At 72.8% G+C, this 15649-nt stretch carries 13 protein-coding genes, 1 pseudogene and 1 riboswitch; of the genes and pseudogenes, 11 read left to right on the plus strand and 3 right to left on the minus strand.

Going from position 1 to position 15649, the window contains the following annotated elements; all coding sequences use genetic code 11:
• The first annotated feature begins 1 nt into the window (after window position 1).
• Window positions 2-727 carry a response regulator gene (locus ACZ34W_RS31785; RefSeq protein ID WP_465609022.1) on the plus strand — a complete coding sequence of 242 codons (726 nt, stop codon included), beginning with the start codon at window positions 2-4 and terminating at the stop codon, window positions 725-727.
• A gap of 141 nt (window positions 728-868) precedes the next feature.
• On the opposite strand, the pseudogene ACZ34W_RS31790 reads toward ACZ34W_RS31785, so the two are convergent.
• Window positions 869-1210, minus strand: a pseudogene (locus tag ACZ34W_RS31790) (phosphatase PAP2 family protein); the annotation flags it as partial.
• Between ACZ34W_RS31790 and ACZ34W_RS31795 the strand changes: the two are divergent.
• The 3 genes from ACZ34W_RS31795 (at window position 1146) to ACZ34W_RS31805 (ending at window position 3999) form a co-directional block, all read left to right on the plus strand.
• Window positions 1146-1313, plus strand: a complete 168-nt coding sequence (locus ACZ34W_RS31795) for a hypothetical protein (protein WP_329492413.1) — start codon at window positions 1146-1148, stop codon at window positions 1311-1313. The pseudogene ACZ34W_RS31790 and the gene ACZ34W_RS31795 overlap by 65 nt on opposite strands.
• Window positions 1314-1755: 442 nt before the next feature.
• A complete protein-coding gene (locus tag ACZ34W_RS31800) occupies window positions 1756-2349 on the plus strand; it encodes a SurA N-terminal domain-containing protein (RefSeq protein WP_465609024.1) in 594 nt (197 codons plus the stop codon).
• Between the two features lie 630 nt (window positions 2350-2979).
• Window positions 2980-3999, plus strand: coding sequence for a nucleoside triphosphate pyrophosphohydrolase (locus ACZ34W_RS31805; RefSeq protein WP_465609026.1), 1020 nt, complete (start codon window positions 2980-2982; stop codon window positions 3997-3999).
• Window positions 4000-4107: 108 nt separating this feature from the next.
• Here ACZ34W_RS31805 and ACZ34W_RS31810 read toward each other — a convergent pair whose 3' ends face one another.
• Window positions 4108-4542 (minus strand): SDR family NAD(P)-dependent oxidoreductase, encoded by a 435-nt coding sequence (locus tag ACZ34W_RS31810; RefSeq protein ID WP_329489340.1) that lies wholly within the window; start codon window positions 4540-4542, stop codon window positions 4108-4110.
• Window positions 4543-4700: 158 nt separating this feature from the next.
• Between ACZ34W_RS31810 and ACZ34W_RS31815 the strand changes: the two genes are divergently transcribed.
• The 7 genes from ACZ34W_RS31815 to ACZ34W_RS31845 all read left to right on the plus strand — a co-directional run bounded on the left by ACZ34W_RS31815 (window position 4701) and on the right by ACZ34W_RS31845 (window position 12893).
• Window positions 4701-5975 carry a cytochrome P450 family protein gene (locus tag ACZ34W_RS31815; RefSeq protein ID WP_329489341.1) on the plus strand — a complete coding sequence of 425 codons (1275 nt, stop codon included), beginning with the start codon at window positions 4701-4703 and terminating at the stop codon, window positions 5973-5975.
• A gap of 274 nt (window positions 5976-6249) precedes the next feature.
• Window positions 6250-6422, plus strand: a riboswitch (cyclic di-AMP (ydaO/yuaA leader).
• 5 nt (window positions 6423-6427) lie between these two features.
• Complete coding sequence (locus ACZ34W_RS31820) at window positions 6428-7345, plus strand: transglycosylase family protein (RefSeq protein ID WP_465609029.1); 918 nt, start codon at window positions 6428-6430, stop codon at window positions 7343-7345.
• Window positions 7346-7600: 255 nt separating this feature from the next.
• Window positions 7601-8887, plus strand: a complete 1287-nt coding sequence (gene eno, locus ACZ34W_RS31825; RefSeq protein ID WP_329489343.1) for a phosphopyruvate hydratase — start codon at window positions 7601-7603, stop codon at window positions 8885-8887.
• A gap of 143 nt (window positions 8888-9030) precedes the next feature.
• Window positions 9031-9516 carry an FtsB family cell division protein gene (locus ACZ34W_RS31830; RefSeq protein ID WP_465609031.1) on the plus strand — a complete coding sequence of 162 codons (486 nt, stop codon included), beginning with the start codon at window positions 9031-9033 and terminating at the stop codon, window positions 9514-9516.
• On the plus strand, window positions 9488-10153 hold the full coding sequence (locus tag ACZ34W_RS31835) for a DUF501 domain-containing protein (protein ID WP_380390315.1): 666 nt from the start codon (window positions 9488-9490) through the stop codon (window positions 10151-10153). The genes ACZ34W_RS31830 and ACZ34W_RS31835 overlap by 29 nt, the downstream gene beginning before the upstream one ends.
• Entirely contained in the window at window positions 10150-11091 is a 942-nt protein-coding gene (locus ACZ34W_RS31840; protein ID WP_329489346.1) for a Ppx/GppA phosphatase family protein, read from the plus strand. Before ACZ34W_RS31835 ends, ACZ34W_RS31840 begins: the two co-directional genes overlap by 4 nt.
• 428 nt (window positions 11092-11519) lie before the next feature.
• The gene (locus ACZ34W_RS31845) at window positions 11520-12893 is read left to right on the plus strand and encodes an NAD(P)/FAD-dependent oxidoreductase (RefSeq protein ID WP_329489347.1); all 1374 of its coding nucleotides are present in this window, start codon (window positions 11520-11522) and stop codon (window positions 12891-12893) included.
• A 200-nt stretch (window positions 12894-13093) separates the two neighbouring features.
• On the opposite strand, the gene ACZ34W_RS31850 is transcribed toward ACZ34W_RS31845, so the two are convergent.
• On the minus strand, window positions 13094-15649 hold a 2556-nt coding region (locus ACZ34W_RS31850; protein ID WP_465609034.1), incomplete at its 5' end, for an ABC transporter permease.

The raw sequence follows: 15649 nt of genomic DNA on the forward strand, positions 1-15649 counted from the left end.
GATGAGCGGCGGCGAGCGGGCCGCCGCCGGTACACCGATCCGGGTGGTGATCGCCGACGACGAGCCGATGGTCCGGGCCGGCGTCCGCGCCGTGCTCACCACCGATCCGGGGATCGAGATCGTCGCCGAGACCGGGGACGGCCGGGAGGCCGTCGAGCTGGTCCGCCGCCACCGCCCCGATGTCGTGGTGCTCGACATCCGAATGCCCGGCACGGACGGCATCACCGCCGCCGCCGAGATCCGCCGCTCCGGCGCGGCCACCGGGATCGTCATGCTGACGACCTTCGGCGAGGACGACTTCATCCTGCGGGCCCTAGGCGGTGGCGCCAACGGGTTCCTGATCAAGTCGGGTGAGCCGGAGGAACTGATCGCCGGGGTGCGGGCGGTGGCGGACGGCGCCGCCTACCTCTCACCCAAGGTGGCCGCGCGCGTGGTCGCCCACCTCGCCGCCACCGGAGCCGGCGGGCCGGCCGACCGACGTTCCGCCGCGCTTGAACAGGTGGCCGCGCTGACCACCCGGGAGCGGGAGGTGCTGACGCTGATCGCCGCCGGACTGTCCAACGGGCAGATCGCCCGCCGGATCGGGGTGGTGGAGGGGACCGTGAAAGCCCATGTGAGCTCCGTCCTGGCGCGGCTCGGAGTGGCCAACCGGGCGGCCGCCGCCGTCCTCGCCCACGAGGCCGGCCTGACCACCGGCGGAACGTGCGCGGGCGGTCCGCGCGCCTGACGGCCGCGCCGCCGCCAGCGGGCCCAGCACCCGTATCCCGACCGGCGATGCCACCGCCGCCGTGGCGAGCGGCAGGAGCGCGACGACCACCGCCGCGGTGATCGCCCCGCCGAGAACGGCCCCGGCGACCACGTCGTGCGGATAGTGCACCCCGGCGGCCACCCGCAGCGCGGCCGTCGCGACCCCGACCGGGACGACCAGCAGGGCCCAGCGCGGCCGCAGCAGGACCAGACCGGTCGTCAGGGCGGCGGCCAGGGTCGCGTGGTTGCTGGGGAAGGACCAGTCGCCCGGCGGCGGGCAGTGCGCGACGACGGGGTGTGCCGACAGGGCGTCGGGCAGGGCGCGACAGGGCCGCTCCTCGTCGACCACGACCTTCAGCACCTCGCTCGCCCCGTAGGCGAGGACGGTGCCGAGCCCGGTGAGCGCGACCCCCGCGACCGCGTCGGCGGCGCGTCGGCCGCGGGCCGTCCACCAGCAGAGCACCAGCAGCAGCCCGAGCACCAGCAACCCCGCCTCGCTGGCGGGCTCCAGCAGCGAGGCGAGCCGGTGCGGTGCGTCGACGACGACATCGGCCACCCGCCGGTAGCCGCCGGCGGACGCGCCGCCGGTCACCCGTACCGGCCCGCCGTGCCCGGCCCGCCCACCGCCTGTCGGTGCCAGCCACCCGACCGCGGCGGTGCCCGCACCCAACACCGCCACCGCTACCGCCACCCGGGTGCCGGTCGCCCTGCTCGCCCCGGCCCTTCCGGCCCCGACCCCTTCCGCCTCGACCGTCCTCGTCCTGACCGCTCTCTTCCTGGCCCTGTTCGTCATGGTCAGGACGGTAGGGGTAGCCGGGGGACCGAGGCCCGGGTCGAAAGGCAGGGGGAGACCTGGACGATCGTCGGGGTTGACGCCGCACGCCGGGTGAGCCGTTCGGGGCACGGTCCGCGCCGAGGGGGCCGGGCCGCCCTACCCTCGGGACACCGTCCGGCCGCTCGCGGGAAGGCGCCTCCGAACGCCTGCCGCCCCCACCCCGGAGACCAGCCATGCACCGTCGGACCGCCGTCGTCGTCGGCGCCCTGCTCGCCGTCCCGACGCTGGCCGCCTGCGGAGCCGACGGGCTGACGCCGGGCACGGCGGCCGTGCTGGACGGCCGGCGGATCCCGGTGGCGGTCGTCGAGGCCCGGGTCGCGGAGCTGCGCGAGGCGGCCGGCGGCGCCTCCGCGGACGGCCGCCGGCCGCCGGACGGACTGGTACGACGGGCCGTCGCGGACCTGGTGCTCGACGCGGTCGTCGCCCGCGCACTGGCCGACCGCGGGCTCGCGGTGGGCGGTGCGGAGGTGGCGGCGGCCCGGACGGCGGCGCAGGACCGGTACGGCGGTGCCGGCCCGCTCGCCCGCGTCCTGGCCGCCCGGGGTGTCGCCGGTCCCGGGGTCGACGACTACTTCCGTCGCGAGCTGAGCATCCGCCGCCTCGCCGCCGCCACGGGCCAGGACGCCGCCACCCCGGCGGGCGACCACACCGTCCGCCTCGCCCTGGCCGAAGCCGCCCTCCACCTGCGCGTCAACCCCCGCTACGGCACCTGGGACGCCGACCGGGCCGCCCTCCTCCCCGACACCCCGCCCTGGCTGGCCGGCTGACCCCCAGGCCCGACGGGCACAGGAAGTCGGACCGGCCGACTTCCCACTCCGCGCGCCGCGACCGGTACGCGCCCCTGCGGCGGAACGGGGCGGGCGGGGGCCCATGCCGGCTGGCCCTCAGGTTCGACGGGCACAGGAAGTCGGACCGGTCGACTTCTCACTCCGTGCCGCGCGACCGGCCCGCGCCGCTGCGGCCGAACGGGAGGGGCGAGGACCCATGGGCCTGCCGCCGTCCTTCGACCGAGGGGGCGGAGCCGGACCGGCACCGGGGCCTGCCGCTGCCCCTCTGCGTCGGGTGCGTCAGGCGGTGCGGGGCGGCGGGCCGGCACGTACCCCGACGTCGTCTTCCGGGTCGGGCGGAGGGCGGTGGGGCGCGGCCGACACCCGGGCCAGCCGTCGCCCTCGGGGGCGGGCGGAGTACGGCGGTGGGGCCGGTCCGGTGCCGTGGTCTCGCCGCCTCGGGGCTGATGCCTGTCGCCCGTCGGGCCGGGCGGAGGGCGGTGCCGGACCCTGACCGGCACCCGCCCGGGCGATACCCGGTACGCGGCCTGACCGGCACCTGCCCCGCCGTCCCCCTGGCCGGGTGAAACGTGGAGGCGGGGGCTCACCGGGGCCGGGTAGGTTCGGGGTGTGACGAATCTTCCGGGCGCGAAGCTGATCCTGCTCACCACCACCCACCGGGTGGCTCCCGGCCTGCTGGCCTGGCCCGCCTGGGAGGCGCTGAGGTCGGCCGGGCGGGTGCTCGCCGGGGACGCCGCGCACCCGCAGCTGCCGGCGGTGCGGCAGGCGGGGGTCGAGGTGGAGGTGGTGGCGCCCGATTCGGCGCCCGCTCTCGCCCGGCTGCTGACCGGACAGCCGGCCGCCTCGGGGCCGACGGTCTGGCTGGGCAGCCCGGACGGCGACCCCGGGCTCACCGACGCGCTGGCGCGCCTCGCGGTCGAGCACGCGGGCGAGGTGCCCGAGATCGAGGTGCTGCCCGGTTCGTACGACCTGCCGGGCGCGCGGCTGCTGGACCTGGTCTCGGTGATGGACCGCCTTCGCTCGCCCGGCGGCTGCCCCTGGGACGCCGAGCAGACCCACGCCAGCCTGGTGAAGTACCTGGTGGAGGAGTCCTTCGAGCTGGTCGAGGCGATCGAGGAGGGGGACCGCGACACGCTCCGCGAGGAGCTGGGCGACGTCCTGCTCCAGGTCTTCTTCCATTCCCGGATCGCCGAGGAGCACCCCACCGACGCGTTCTCCATCGACGACGTGGCGGGTGACATCGTCGATAAGCTGATGTACCGCCACCCGCACGTGTTCGGGGATGTCGAGGCCGAGGGCGCCGCCGAGGTGGAGGCGAACTGGGAGGCGCTGAAGGCCGCCGAGAAGTCGGAGCGCGAGTCGGTGCTGGACGGCGTGCCGGCCGGTCTTCCCGCGCTGGCGTACGCGGCGAAGCTGGTGTCCCGGGTGCGCCGGGCGGGCTTCACCGGTGTGCCGGACGCGGCCTACGAGCTGCCCGCGGAGCTCACGGCGGAGTCGGCGGGCCGGCTGCTGCTCGCGGTGGCGCAGCGGGCGTTCGACGCGGGGGTGGACGTGGACGCCGCGCTCCGGGCGGCCGCGCGCGGCTACCGGGACGCCGTGCGCGCCGCCGAGGGGCTCAAGCCCGAGTAGCCCCGAGCGGCCCCCCGGAGCACGCCCGGGCCGAGACCCGCGCCCGGGCACGCCCGCACCGCGACCGCCGCCCGGGCACGCCGCCCGCACCGCGACCGCCGCCCCCCGTCAGACCGCCGCCACGTCCTCCACCGCCCGGCGCTGCACCGGGACCACCTCGTCGACGACCTCGGCGATCGCCTCGCCGACCAGGGCGAGCAGTTCGGCCAGCCGCTCCAGGTCGAGGTGGTCCGGCAGCTCGGCGAGGGAGACGACGCGCTCGCCGCCCGGCCCTGCGACGCAGAACAGGTCGATCGGGCCGAGGTGCTTCTCGGTGGTGTCGACCAGGGCGGCGATGTCGCTCGGGCGGCGGATGTCGCCGCAGACGCCGACGACCGGGCAGCCCGGCCGGTCGAGTTCGGTGGCGAGGTCCTCGGCGATGCCGACCTGCTGGTCGGCGATGAGGACGCCGGAGGCGCCCGCGGCGGTGAACCGGCGGGCGAGGCCGGCTCCCGACCCGCCGGCGAGTACGGCGATGACCACGACTGCCCCGGTGACCCGCATGGTGCGCTCCTCCCTGTGGGCGGCTCCGCACCGGCGCCCACGCATTTTGCTTGCGGAGGATCGTAGGCAGGTCCTGACCCTCCGCAACAGGGATTACCCCTCAGGTGACCAGGCTCACGCCTGCCGCGCCGGGGTTCCCCACCGGATACGGTCGACACATGCCAGTTCAGCCCGATTCAGCCCGCCCGCCGCTCTTCACCTGGGAGTTCGCCGCCGACCCGTACCCGGCGTACGCGTGGCTGCGGGAGCACGAACCGGTGCACCGCACCACCCTGCCGAGCGGGGTGGAGGCCTGGCTGGTGACCAGGTACGCCGACGCCCGGCAGGCGCTCGCCGACAGCCGGCTCTCGAAGGACCCGGCCCACCACAGCGGGCACGCCCACCGCAGCGGCCGGGTCGGCATCCCCGGCGAGCGCCAGGCCAATCTGATGACCCACCTGCTGAACATCGACCCGCCGGACCACACCCGGCTGCGCCGGCTGGTCTCGAAGGCGTTCACGCCGCGCCGGGTGGCGGAGTTCGAGCCCCGGGTGCAGCAGCTCACCGACCGGCTGATCGACGGCTTCGCGGAGCGCGGCTCGGCGGACCTGATCCACGAGTTCGCCTTCCCACTGCCGATCTACGCGATCTGCGACCTGCTCGGCGTGCCGGCCGAGGACCAGGACGACTTCCGGGACTGGGCGGGCATGATGATCCGCCATGGCAGCGGGCAGCGCGGCGGGGTGGGACGCGCCGTCAAGCGGATGCGCGCCTACCTGGCGGAGCTGATCCACCGCAAGCGGGCCGATCCCGGCGACGACCTCATCTCGGGGCTGATCCGGGCCAGCGACCACGGTGAGCACCTGACCGAGAACGAGGCCGCGGCGATGGCCTTCATCCTCCTCTTCGCCGGGTTCGAGACGACCGTGAACCTGATCGGCAACGGCACCTACGCTTTGCTGCGCAACCCCGGGCAGCGGGCGCTGCTCCAGGACTCGATCGCCCGCGGCGAGACCGCGCTGCTGGAGACCGGTATCGAGGAACTCCTGCGCTACGACGGTCCAGTGGAGCTCGCCACCTGGCGGTTCGCGACCAGCCCGCTGACCATCGGCGGCGTGGACATCCCGGTCGGCGATCCGGTGCTGGTGGTGCTCGCGGCGGCGGACCGGGACCCGGCGCGGTTCGCCGACGAGAACACCCTCGACCTGGCCCGGACGGACAACCCGCACCTCGGCTTCGGGCACGGCATCCACTACTGCATCGGTGCGCCGCTGGCCCGGTTGGAGGGGCGCGCGGCGCTCACCACCCTGCTCACCCGGTTGCCCGATCTGCGACTCGCCGCTAGCCCGGAGGAGCTCCGCTGGCGCGGTGGCCTGATCATGCGTGGACTGCGCGATCTCCCGGTGGAATTCACCCCCGAGAAGCCCTCCGCGGCACCGGTGGACGGGCTCTGAGCAAATCCGTCCGGCGACCCCCGGCGGTGTCTCGATCTCGTCGCGCCGAGACCGCGACACGCTGACGGGGTGTCGCCGACACGCCCTATCAGCGGGTATGAATCAGCATCAAACCGGACATAGCCCTGTCGTTGGTAGGCGATCGGCCACGCGCCGTAATTTATGTGTGATACCTGCGATATGAGCTTGTTATTGATGTGAGGATCTGTCTACCCTCCCTGGAGTTCGCAGCTGCGGACCTCGTGCGCGGAACGCCGAATCCTGCCCGCCGCGTTACGGGAAACCGACCAGAACCCTTGGGCAGGGGCGGGGGAACCAGGTTTGTTGCCGTCCCCCACGGCTTGGGGTGAAGCCGCCCGCGCGGGCAGAAGGCGTCCGCGTCGTGCGGCCGGGCCACCTCCCGGTCCGAACCCGACAGCTCACCTCGCAGGCGTGCGGAGAGGGACTTCCCCATGCTCTTCGTCGGAACCGGCCGTCACCGTCGTCGCACCCAGACCGAGAAGGCCATCGCCGTTGCCGGCGTGGCCGGCGTCGGACTCGCCCTGCCGCTCCTCACCGCCACCGGCGCCTCGGCCGCCCCGGCCTCGACCTGGGACGCGGTCGCCCAGTGCGAGAGCGGCGGCAACTGGGGCATCAACACCGGCAACGGCTTCTACGGCGGCCTCCAGTTCACCTCCAGCACCTGGAAGGCGTTCGGCGGCACCTCGTACGCGCCGCAGGCCCACCAGGCCAGCCGGGCGCAGCAGATCTCGGTCGCCGAGAAGGTCCTCGCCTCGCAGGGGCCGGGCGCCTGGCCGGTCTGCTCCCAGAAGGCGGGCCTGGCCAAGGGCGGGGCCGCGGCCTCGGTCGACACCTCCTCGGACGCCGAGCCGACGGCCGCCGCCAAGCCGGCCCAGTCGAAGCCCGCGCAGAAGCCGGCGCAGAAGCCCGCCCAGAAGCCGGCCCAGCAGCAGGCTCCGAAGCCCGCCGCCCAGCAGCCCGCCCAGCAGGACGACCGGGCTCCGGGCTTCGCCGGCCAGCCGGGCTGGGACGCCGACGCGAAGGTCTTCTGGTACCAGAGCGACGGCGCCTGGTACTGGACCAGCCACCAGAGCGTCTACCAGCAGTACGCCGGTCAGCAGGCCGCCCAGCAGACGAGCGGGTACGCGGGCCAGGACAGCCGCCCCGCCGCCCACGGCGCCCCGGCCGCGGTCGCCGCCCAGCAGCGCACCGGGCACGGCTACACCGTCCAGTCCGGTGACACCCTGTCGACGATCGCCGCCGCCCAGGGCGTCGAGGGCGGCTGGCAGACGCTGTACGACGGCAACCGCGGCACCGTCGGCACCGACCCCAACATGATCCTCCCGGGCCAGCAGCTCGATCTCGGCTGACCGCCCGTGTGGTGACTCCCCGTGCGGTGACGCCACGAAGGGGGCCGGTTCGGCCCCCTTCGTCCGCATCCGGCCGCATTTCGTGGGACAACCAGGTGAACTACCGGTGGGTAGCCCGGCCACACGCTGAGACGGGACCGAGGTCGACGTGGTCCCGGGAGCCCGTGCGGTTAGGCTCTGGTCGTAACGACTCCGCAACCATCCGGCCGACAGCACCCATCGTCAGCCGAACCTGCTTCCGCTAGGAGATGCCTCGTGCCGTCCATCGATGTCGTCGTAGCCCGTGAGATTCTCGACTCGCGTGGCAACCCCACGGTCGAGGTCGAGGTCGGCCTCGACGACGGCAGCACCGGCCGTGCCGCTGTCCCGTCGGGTGCCTCCACCGGTGCCTTCGAGGCGCTGGAGCTTCGCGACGGTGACAAGAACCGCTACTTCGGCAAGGGCGTGGAGAAGGCCGTCCTGGCCGTCATCGAGCAGATCGGCCCCGAGCTGGTCGGCTACGACGCCACCGAGCAGCGCCTGATCGACCAGGCCATGCTCGACCTGGACGCCACGCCGGACAAGTCCTCGCTCGGCGCCAACGCGATCCTGGGCGTCTCGCTCGCCGTGGCGCACGCCGCCTCCGAGGCCAGCGACCTGCCGCTGTTCCGCTACCTGGGCGGCCCGAACGCCCACGTCCTGCCCGTCCCGATGATGAACATCCTCAACGGTGGCTCGCACGCGGACTCCAACGTCGACATCCAGGAGTTCATGATCGCTCCGATCGGCGCGGAGTCCTTCTCCGAGGCCGTCCGCTGGGGCGTCGAGGTCTACCACACCCTCAAGGGCGTGCTGAAGGAGCGCGGCCTGTCCACCGGCCTCGGCGACGAGGGCGGCTTCGCGCCGAACCTGGACAGCAACCGCGAGGCCCTGGACCTCATCACCGAGGCCATCCAGAAGGCCGGTTACGTGCCCGGCCGGGACATCGCGCTCGCCCTGGACGTCGCCGCCTCCGAGTTCTACCAGGACGGTGCCTACCAGTTCGAGGGCAAGGCGCTCTCCGCCGCCGAGCTCATCGAGTACTACGCCGAGCTCGTCGCCGCGTACCCGCTGGTCTCCATCGAGGACCCGCTGGACGAGTCGGACTGGGACGGCTGGAAGGCCATGACCGTCAAGCTGGGCGACAAGGTCCAGCTGGTCGGCGACGACCTGTTCGTCACCAACCCGGCCCGCCTGGCCAAGGGCATCGAGACCGGCACCGCCAACGCGCTGCTGGTCAAGGTGAACCAGATCGGCTCGCTGACCGAGACCCTGGACGCCGTCGAGCTGGCCCAGCGCAACGGCTACCGCTGCATGATGTCGCACCGCTCCGGTGAGACCGAGGACGTCACCATCGCCGACCTCGCCGTCGCCACCAACTGCGGCCAGATCAAGACCGGCGCCCCGGCCCGCTCCGAGCGCGTCGCCAAGTACAACCAGCTGCTGCGCATCGAGGAGATCCTCGACGACGCGGCCGAGTACGCCGGCCGCGGCGCGTTCCCGCGCTTCCGCTCCGCCGAGTAGTGACCGCGCGGCCGAGCAGTCGTCGGCCCGGGCCCGTCACGAGGGCCGATCGCGCCCAGTAGCGCAAGCCTGACCGGTGCCCCGCCGTTCACCCCGTAGGGTGGACGGCGGGGCACCGTCGCGATCAGGAGGGGACACGGGAGATGGCAGGCTGGAGGATCCCGGGCTTTGCCGCCCGGCCTCGCTTCACGAGCCGGGCGACCGTCCTCGTCCTGGTGCTCTGCTCCCTGGTCGCGATCCTGGCCTACCCGACCAGGCAGTTCATCTCCCAGCGTTCCGAGATCTCCGCCCAGCGGGCGAAGGCCGAGCACGCCCGGCAACAGGTCGAGCAGCTGCGCCGGGAGAGGACCCGCTGGCAGGACCCGGAGTACGTCAAGGCGCAGGCCCGCAGCCGGCTGCACTACGCGATGCCGGGGGAGACCCCGTACATCGCGGTGGATCCGGCGGGCCGGGGCGCCACCCAGTCCTCCGCCGTCCCGCCCGCCCCCTCCGACGGCGCGGCCAAGGCCGCCAAGCCCTGGTACGCGAGCGTCTGGGACTCGGTGGACGCCGCCGACACCGCCGCTCTCGCCCCGCCCTCTTCACCCGCCCCTGCCCCTGCTGGAGCCAGCTCCCCCCATGACCACTGAGAACCACCCCTCCGTCTCCGACACCGACGTCGCGGCCATCGCCGCACAGCTCGGCCGGGTCCCGCGCGGCCTGCGCTCGGTGGCGCACCGCTGCCCCTGCGGCAACCCGGACGTCGTGGAGACGGCCCCCCGGCTCGCGGACGGCACGCCGTTCCCGACGCTCTACTACCTGACCTGCCCCAAGGCCGCCTCGCTGATCGGCACGCTGGAGGCGGACGGCGTGATGAAGGAGCAGACCGCCCGGCTCGCCGAGGACCCGGAGCTGGCCGCCGCCTACCAGAAGGCGCACGAGGACTACATCGCGCGCCGCGACGCCATCGAGGTGCTGGAGGGCTTCCCCAGCGCCGGCGGCATGCCGGACCGGGTGAAGTGCCTGCACGTGCTGGTCGGCCACTCGCTGGCGGCCGGCGAGGGCGTCAACCCGCTCGGCGACGAGGCGATCGGCATGCTGGAGGACTGGTGGGCCAAGGGCCCCTGCGTCTCCCCCGACGAGGTCGAGGCCGCCGGCGAGCGGGTCGCGAGGAACCGTGCCAAGCAGCAGGACCACGAGGCCGTGATCGCCGCCAAGCAGCAGAAGGCCGCCGAACGCGCCGCCAAGCGGGCCGCGCAGGAGAATGCCGAGGAGCCCGACGCATGAGTGTCACCCGGGTCGCCGCGATCGACTGCGGTACCAACTCGATCCGCCTGCTGGTCGCCGACCTCGATCCGGAGACCGGGGCGATCACCGACCTCGACCGCCGGATGGTGATCAACCGGCTGGGCCAGGGAGTGGACCGGACCGGCCGGCTGCACCCGGACGCGCTGGCCCGCACCTTCGCGGCCTGCCGCGAGTACGCCGAGGTGATCGCCGGCTTCGGGGTGGCCCCGGAGCGGATCCGCTTCGTGGCCACCAGCGCCTCGCGGGACGCCGAGAACAGTGACGAGTACGCCAAGGGCGTGCGCGACATCCTGGGCGTCGGGCCCGAGGTGGTGAGCGGCGAGGAGGAGGCGCACCTCTCCTTCGTCGGCGCCACCAAGGAGCTCACCGGCGGCCAGTTCCCGGCGCCGTACCTGGTCTTCGACCTCGGCGGCGGCTCCACCGAGTTCGTGCTCGGCGCCGAGGACGTCCGGGCCGCCCGCTCGGTCGACATCGGCTGTGTCCGGCTGACCGAGCGGCACTTCGGCGGCGCCGAGCTGCCCTCGGCGGAGCAGGTCGCCGAGGCGCGGGCGCACGTCCGGGCCGAGCTGGACAAGGCCGAGGAGGTCGTCCCGCTGACCGGGGCGGCGACGCTGGTCGGTCTGGCCGGGACGGTCACCACGGTGTCGGCGATCGTCCAGGACCTGCCCGGGTACGACTCCGAGCGGATCCACCACTCGCGGATCACCCGCGAGGACGTGGCCCGGATCGCTTCCGAGCTGCTCGCCGCCACCCACGCCGAGCGTGCGGCCATCCCGTCGATGCACCCGGGCCGGGTGGACGTCATCGCGGCCGGCGCGCTGGAGCTGCTGGAGATCATGGAGCGGACCGGCGCCGCCGAGCTGGTCGTGAGCGAGCACGACATCCTGGACGGCATCGCCTGGAGTATCGCCTCCTAGCCCGGTGCGAGGCTTACCGCCCCGGCCCCGGACCCCCCGAAGGGGTTCCGGGGCCGGGGCGCGCCCGGTGCCCTGCGAGAAAGTTCGTGAATTTCTTCACATGGCGATCCAGCCATTCGTCGCGCTGACCGGTCCGCTACGTCCGAAATGTGGGACCGAAGGCCTGTCCGTCGTGTCGCCCGCTGGATCGCAGGTGACGCCCCCGTGGGGGTTTGAAAATCGAAATCACGCGCGGGAACCCAGGCGTGCCATGGATCGTTGCTGCTCAGCAGGGCCGTTCGGGTCCGTAGCCTCACGGGGAGGCGGGGAGGGCTGTGAGACGGCTCCCCGGGGCCGAGAAAGTGGCCGCGAAGTGTAGCACAGGGTGTCCAGGAGCTTGTGACGGGCCTCACGAAGGCTGCTCCGGACGGTGCTGGATACTTTCGGATATGAGCACCACGGAGCGTCCTCGCATCCTCATTGTCGGCGGTGGTTACGTCGGCCTGTATGCCGCGATGCGCATCCTCAAGAAGATGCGCTATGGCGAAGCGACCGTCACGGTCGTCGACCCGCGGTCGTACATGACGTACCTGCCCTTCCTCCCCGAGGCGGCCGGCGGCAACGTCGCGCCCCGCAACCTCGTCGCGCCGCTGCGCAGCGCCCTCAAGAAGGCGGAGGTGCTCACCGGTGCTGTCACCGGTGTGGACCACGCCCGCAAGGTCGCCACCATCCAGCCGGCGGCCGGCGACTCGTACGAGCTGCCCTTCGAGTACCTGGTCGTCGCGACCGGCTCGGTCTCCCGGACCTTCCCGATCCCGGGTCTGGCGGAGCACGGCATCGGCATGAAGACGGTCGAGGAGGCCATCAGCCTCCGGAACCACGTCATGGCGCAGCTGGACAAGGCCGAGTCCACCACGGACGAGGCGATCCGCCGCAAGGCGCTGACCTTCGTCGTCGTCGGCGGTGGCTTCGCCGGTGTCGAGACGATCGCCGAGATCGAGGACATGGCGCGCGACGCCGCCAAGATCTACAAGACCGTCAGCCGTGACGACATGCGCTTCATCCTGGTGGAGGCGGCCAACCGCATCCTCCCGGAGATGGGCCCGGACCTCGGTCTGTGGACCAAGGAGAAGCTCGAAGAGCGCAACATCGAGATCTACATCGAGACCTCGATGGACTCCTGCGTCGACCAGCACGTCGTGCTGAAGAACGGCGTCGAGGCGGACGCCTCCACCATCGTGTGGACGGCGGGCGTCAAGCCCAACCCGGTGCTGGCCAACTTCGGCCTCCCGCTGGGCCCGCGCGGCCACGTGGACACCGCCCCGACCCTGCAGGTCAAGGGCTTCGACTACGTCTGGTCCGCCGGCGACAACGCCCAGGTGCCGGACCTCGCCGCGGGCGAGGGCGCCTGGTGCCCGCCGAACGCGCAGCACGCCGTCCGGCAGGCCGCCGTCCTCGGCGACAACGTGATCTCGGGCATGCGCGGCTTCCCGCAGGCCGAGTACAAGCACAAGAACCTCGGTGCGGTGGCCGGTCTCGGCCTGCACAAGGGTGTGGCGATCCTCTTCGGCAAGTACAAGCTGAAGGGCCGTCCGGCCTGGTGGTTCCACCGCCTGTACCACGGCGCCATGGTCCCGACCATGAACCGCAAGGTGCGCGTCTTCACCGACTGGACGCTGGCGGTCTTCCTGAAGCGCGAGGCCGTCGGCCTGGCCCAGATGGAGAAGCCGTTCGAGGCGTTCCAGGAGGCCGCGGCGCCCGCGCCGAAGCCGGTCGAGGCCGCCAAGCCGGCCGCCGACAAGGAACTCGCCAGCAGCAAGTAAGCGACTGAGATCCCGGTGTGGGAGCACCGGGAAATGAGTCGGAGGCCCTCCGCCCGGCAGCGTCGCCGGACCACGACCTCCGTGGTGCTCAGCCGGCCGTGCGACCGGGCGGAGTACAGAAGTAGCGAAAGACCCCCACCGAACCCTCCGGTGGGGGTCTTTCCGTGTGCGGCGCCGGTGCGGTGCCCGGCGCCGGTGGGTCAGTCGGTCTTGATGCTCTCCAGGATGTCCAGCTTGGACGCCCGGCGGGCCGGCCAGATCGCGGCCACCAGGCCGACCAGGCCGGCGAGCAGGAGGAAGAGCAGCAGCTGGCCGTAGGGGAGCGTCGTGGTCAGGCCCGCCATGCTGGACTTCAGGGTGCCGAGGATCCCCCAGGCCGTGTAGCAGCCGAGCAGCACGCCGATGCCGGCACCGAAGACCGAGATCACCACCGACTCCAGGCGGACCATCCGCTTGATGCCGCTGCGGTCCAGGCCGATCGCCCGCAGCATCCCGATCTCGCGCTTGCGCTCGAAGACCGACATGGCCAGCGTGTTGACCACACCGAGGACCGCGACCAGCACGGACATCGCCAGCAGGCCGTACATCATGTTCAGCGCGATGGTGATGATCTGGCTGAAGTCGTCGCGGACGTCCTGCTTGGACTTGACCTCGATCACCGGGTTGGCGCCGGTGGCGTCCTTGAGCGCCTTCTTGAGCGAGTCGGTGGCACCGTCGGCGCCCTTGACCAGGACGTCGCTGATGTACGGCGTGGGCTCGTGCTTGACGATCTCGCTGTTGGCCAGCACCACCGGGCCGAGCATGCCGCCCGACTCGTAGACACCGCCGACGGTCAGCCGGCCCGTGGACTGGTCCGGGTAGGTGACGGTCAGGGTCGAGCCGGTGGTGACGTTGTTCTTCTTGGCGACGTCCGTGTCGATCAGGGCCTGGCCCTGGGCGAAGCCCGCGGTGGATCCGCTGGTCAGCTTGACGGAGACGAGCTGGTCGAAGGTGTCCGCGTCCAGGCCGCTGATCGACTTGGTGGTGCCGTTCAGGTCCCAGTAGACGGTGGTGAGCGGCGAGGAGGCCGTCACTCCGGCGGTTTTGGCGACCTCGGCGGGGACCTTCGGCGACAGGCTCATGTCGTTCGCGGTCGAGATCAGGTAGTCGGCCTTCATCGAGCTGGTGACGGCCTTGTCGAGGGCTCCGCCGACCGAGGCGCCGATCACCGTCAGGCCGGTGACCAGGGTCAGACCGATGGTGAGGGCGGCGGCGGTGGCGGCGGTGCGGCGCGGGTTGCGCACCGCGTTCTGCCGGGCGAGCTTGCCGGGCGTACCGGCCAGCTTGCCGAGCACCGGGCCGACCAGGGCGATCACCGGGCGGGAGAGCAGCGGCAGCAGGATGAAGACGCCGATCAGGGCGACCCCGGCGCCGAGGGCGACCGGTGCGCGGCCGTCGCCGTTGCCGGTGGAGGCGCCGTAGGCGACCAGCGCGCCGCCGCCCGCGGTGAGGATCGATCCGATGATGTTGCGGACCAGCAGGCTCTTCTGGCTGGTCGGCTGGTCCCCGCTGCTCATCGCGGCCACCGGGGCGATCCGCGAGGCGCGGAGCCCGGGCAGCAGCGCGGAGAGGACGGTGACCAGGACGCCGACCACCAGGGTGACCACCACGGTCAGCGGCTTGACCACCAGCGCGCCGGTGGGCAGGCCGTCGTTCAGCGAGTGGACGGCGGACTGCAGCCCGGCGCCGATCGCGATGCCGACCACCAGGCCGGCCGCGGCCGAGAGGGCGCCGATCACCAGGGCCTCGATCAGCACGGACAGGGTGACCTGCTTGCGGCTGGCGCCGATCGCCCGCAGCAGGGCGAGCTCCTTGGTGCGCTGGGCGACCAGCATGGTGAAGGTGTTGGCGATGATGAAGATGCCGACGAAGAGTGAGATCCCGGCGAAGGCGAGCAGCATGGTCCGCATGCCGTCGGTGCTGCTCGTGATCATCTTCTGCTCGTCGTCCTTGAGCTGCTGACCGGTCTCGGCGTCGAACTGCCGGCCGGCCGGGAGCTTCTGCTGGGCCTCGGCGAGCAGCGCGGCCTCCGTGGTGCCGGGCTTGGCGGCGAGCACGACGCTGCTGTAGCGGCCCGGCTCCAGCAGCAACTGCTGGGCGGTGGCGCGGTCGAACAGGGTGAGCGTGCCGCCGGTGTTCACCACCGGGTCGTCGGTGGTGAAGACGCCGGTGAGCTTCGCCTCGGCGACCGGGCCGTTGGAGGCGATCCGGACGGTGTCACCGACCTTGTAGCCGCCCTTCTCGGCGGTCCTGCGGTCGAGGGCGATCTCCTGGGCCTTCTTCGGGCCCTGACCCTCCGCCATCGGGTAGCGGACGTCCTTGCCGTCCGCGCCGGGCGCGAAGTTGGCGCCCTTGGCGGTCCAGGCCTGGCCGATCAGGTTGCCGTTCCGGTCGGCGACGCCGGTGAAGCCGCTGACCACGCCGCGGGCCGAGGCGGCCCCGGGGAGCGCGCCGAGTTGCTGGACGGTGGCGTCGGTCAGGGTGGCCGCGCTCGTCTCGCTCTTCTCCCGGGCGGAGGCGGAGGAGCCGGCCGACCGGTCGACGATCTGGACCGACACGTCGGAGTAGCTCTTGGAGTTGCTGTCCTGCATGGCCTTGCCGAAGGTGTCGGAGAAGACCATGGTGCCGGCGACGAAGGCGGTGCCGAGCATGACGGCGAGGGCCGTCATCAGGAGTCGGCCCTTGTGGGCCAGCACGTTGCGCAGTGCGGTGCGGTA

The organism is Kitasatospora sp. NPDC022856 (assembly GCF_055561235.1).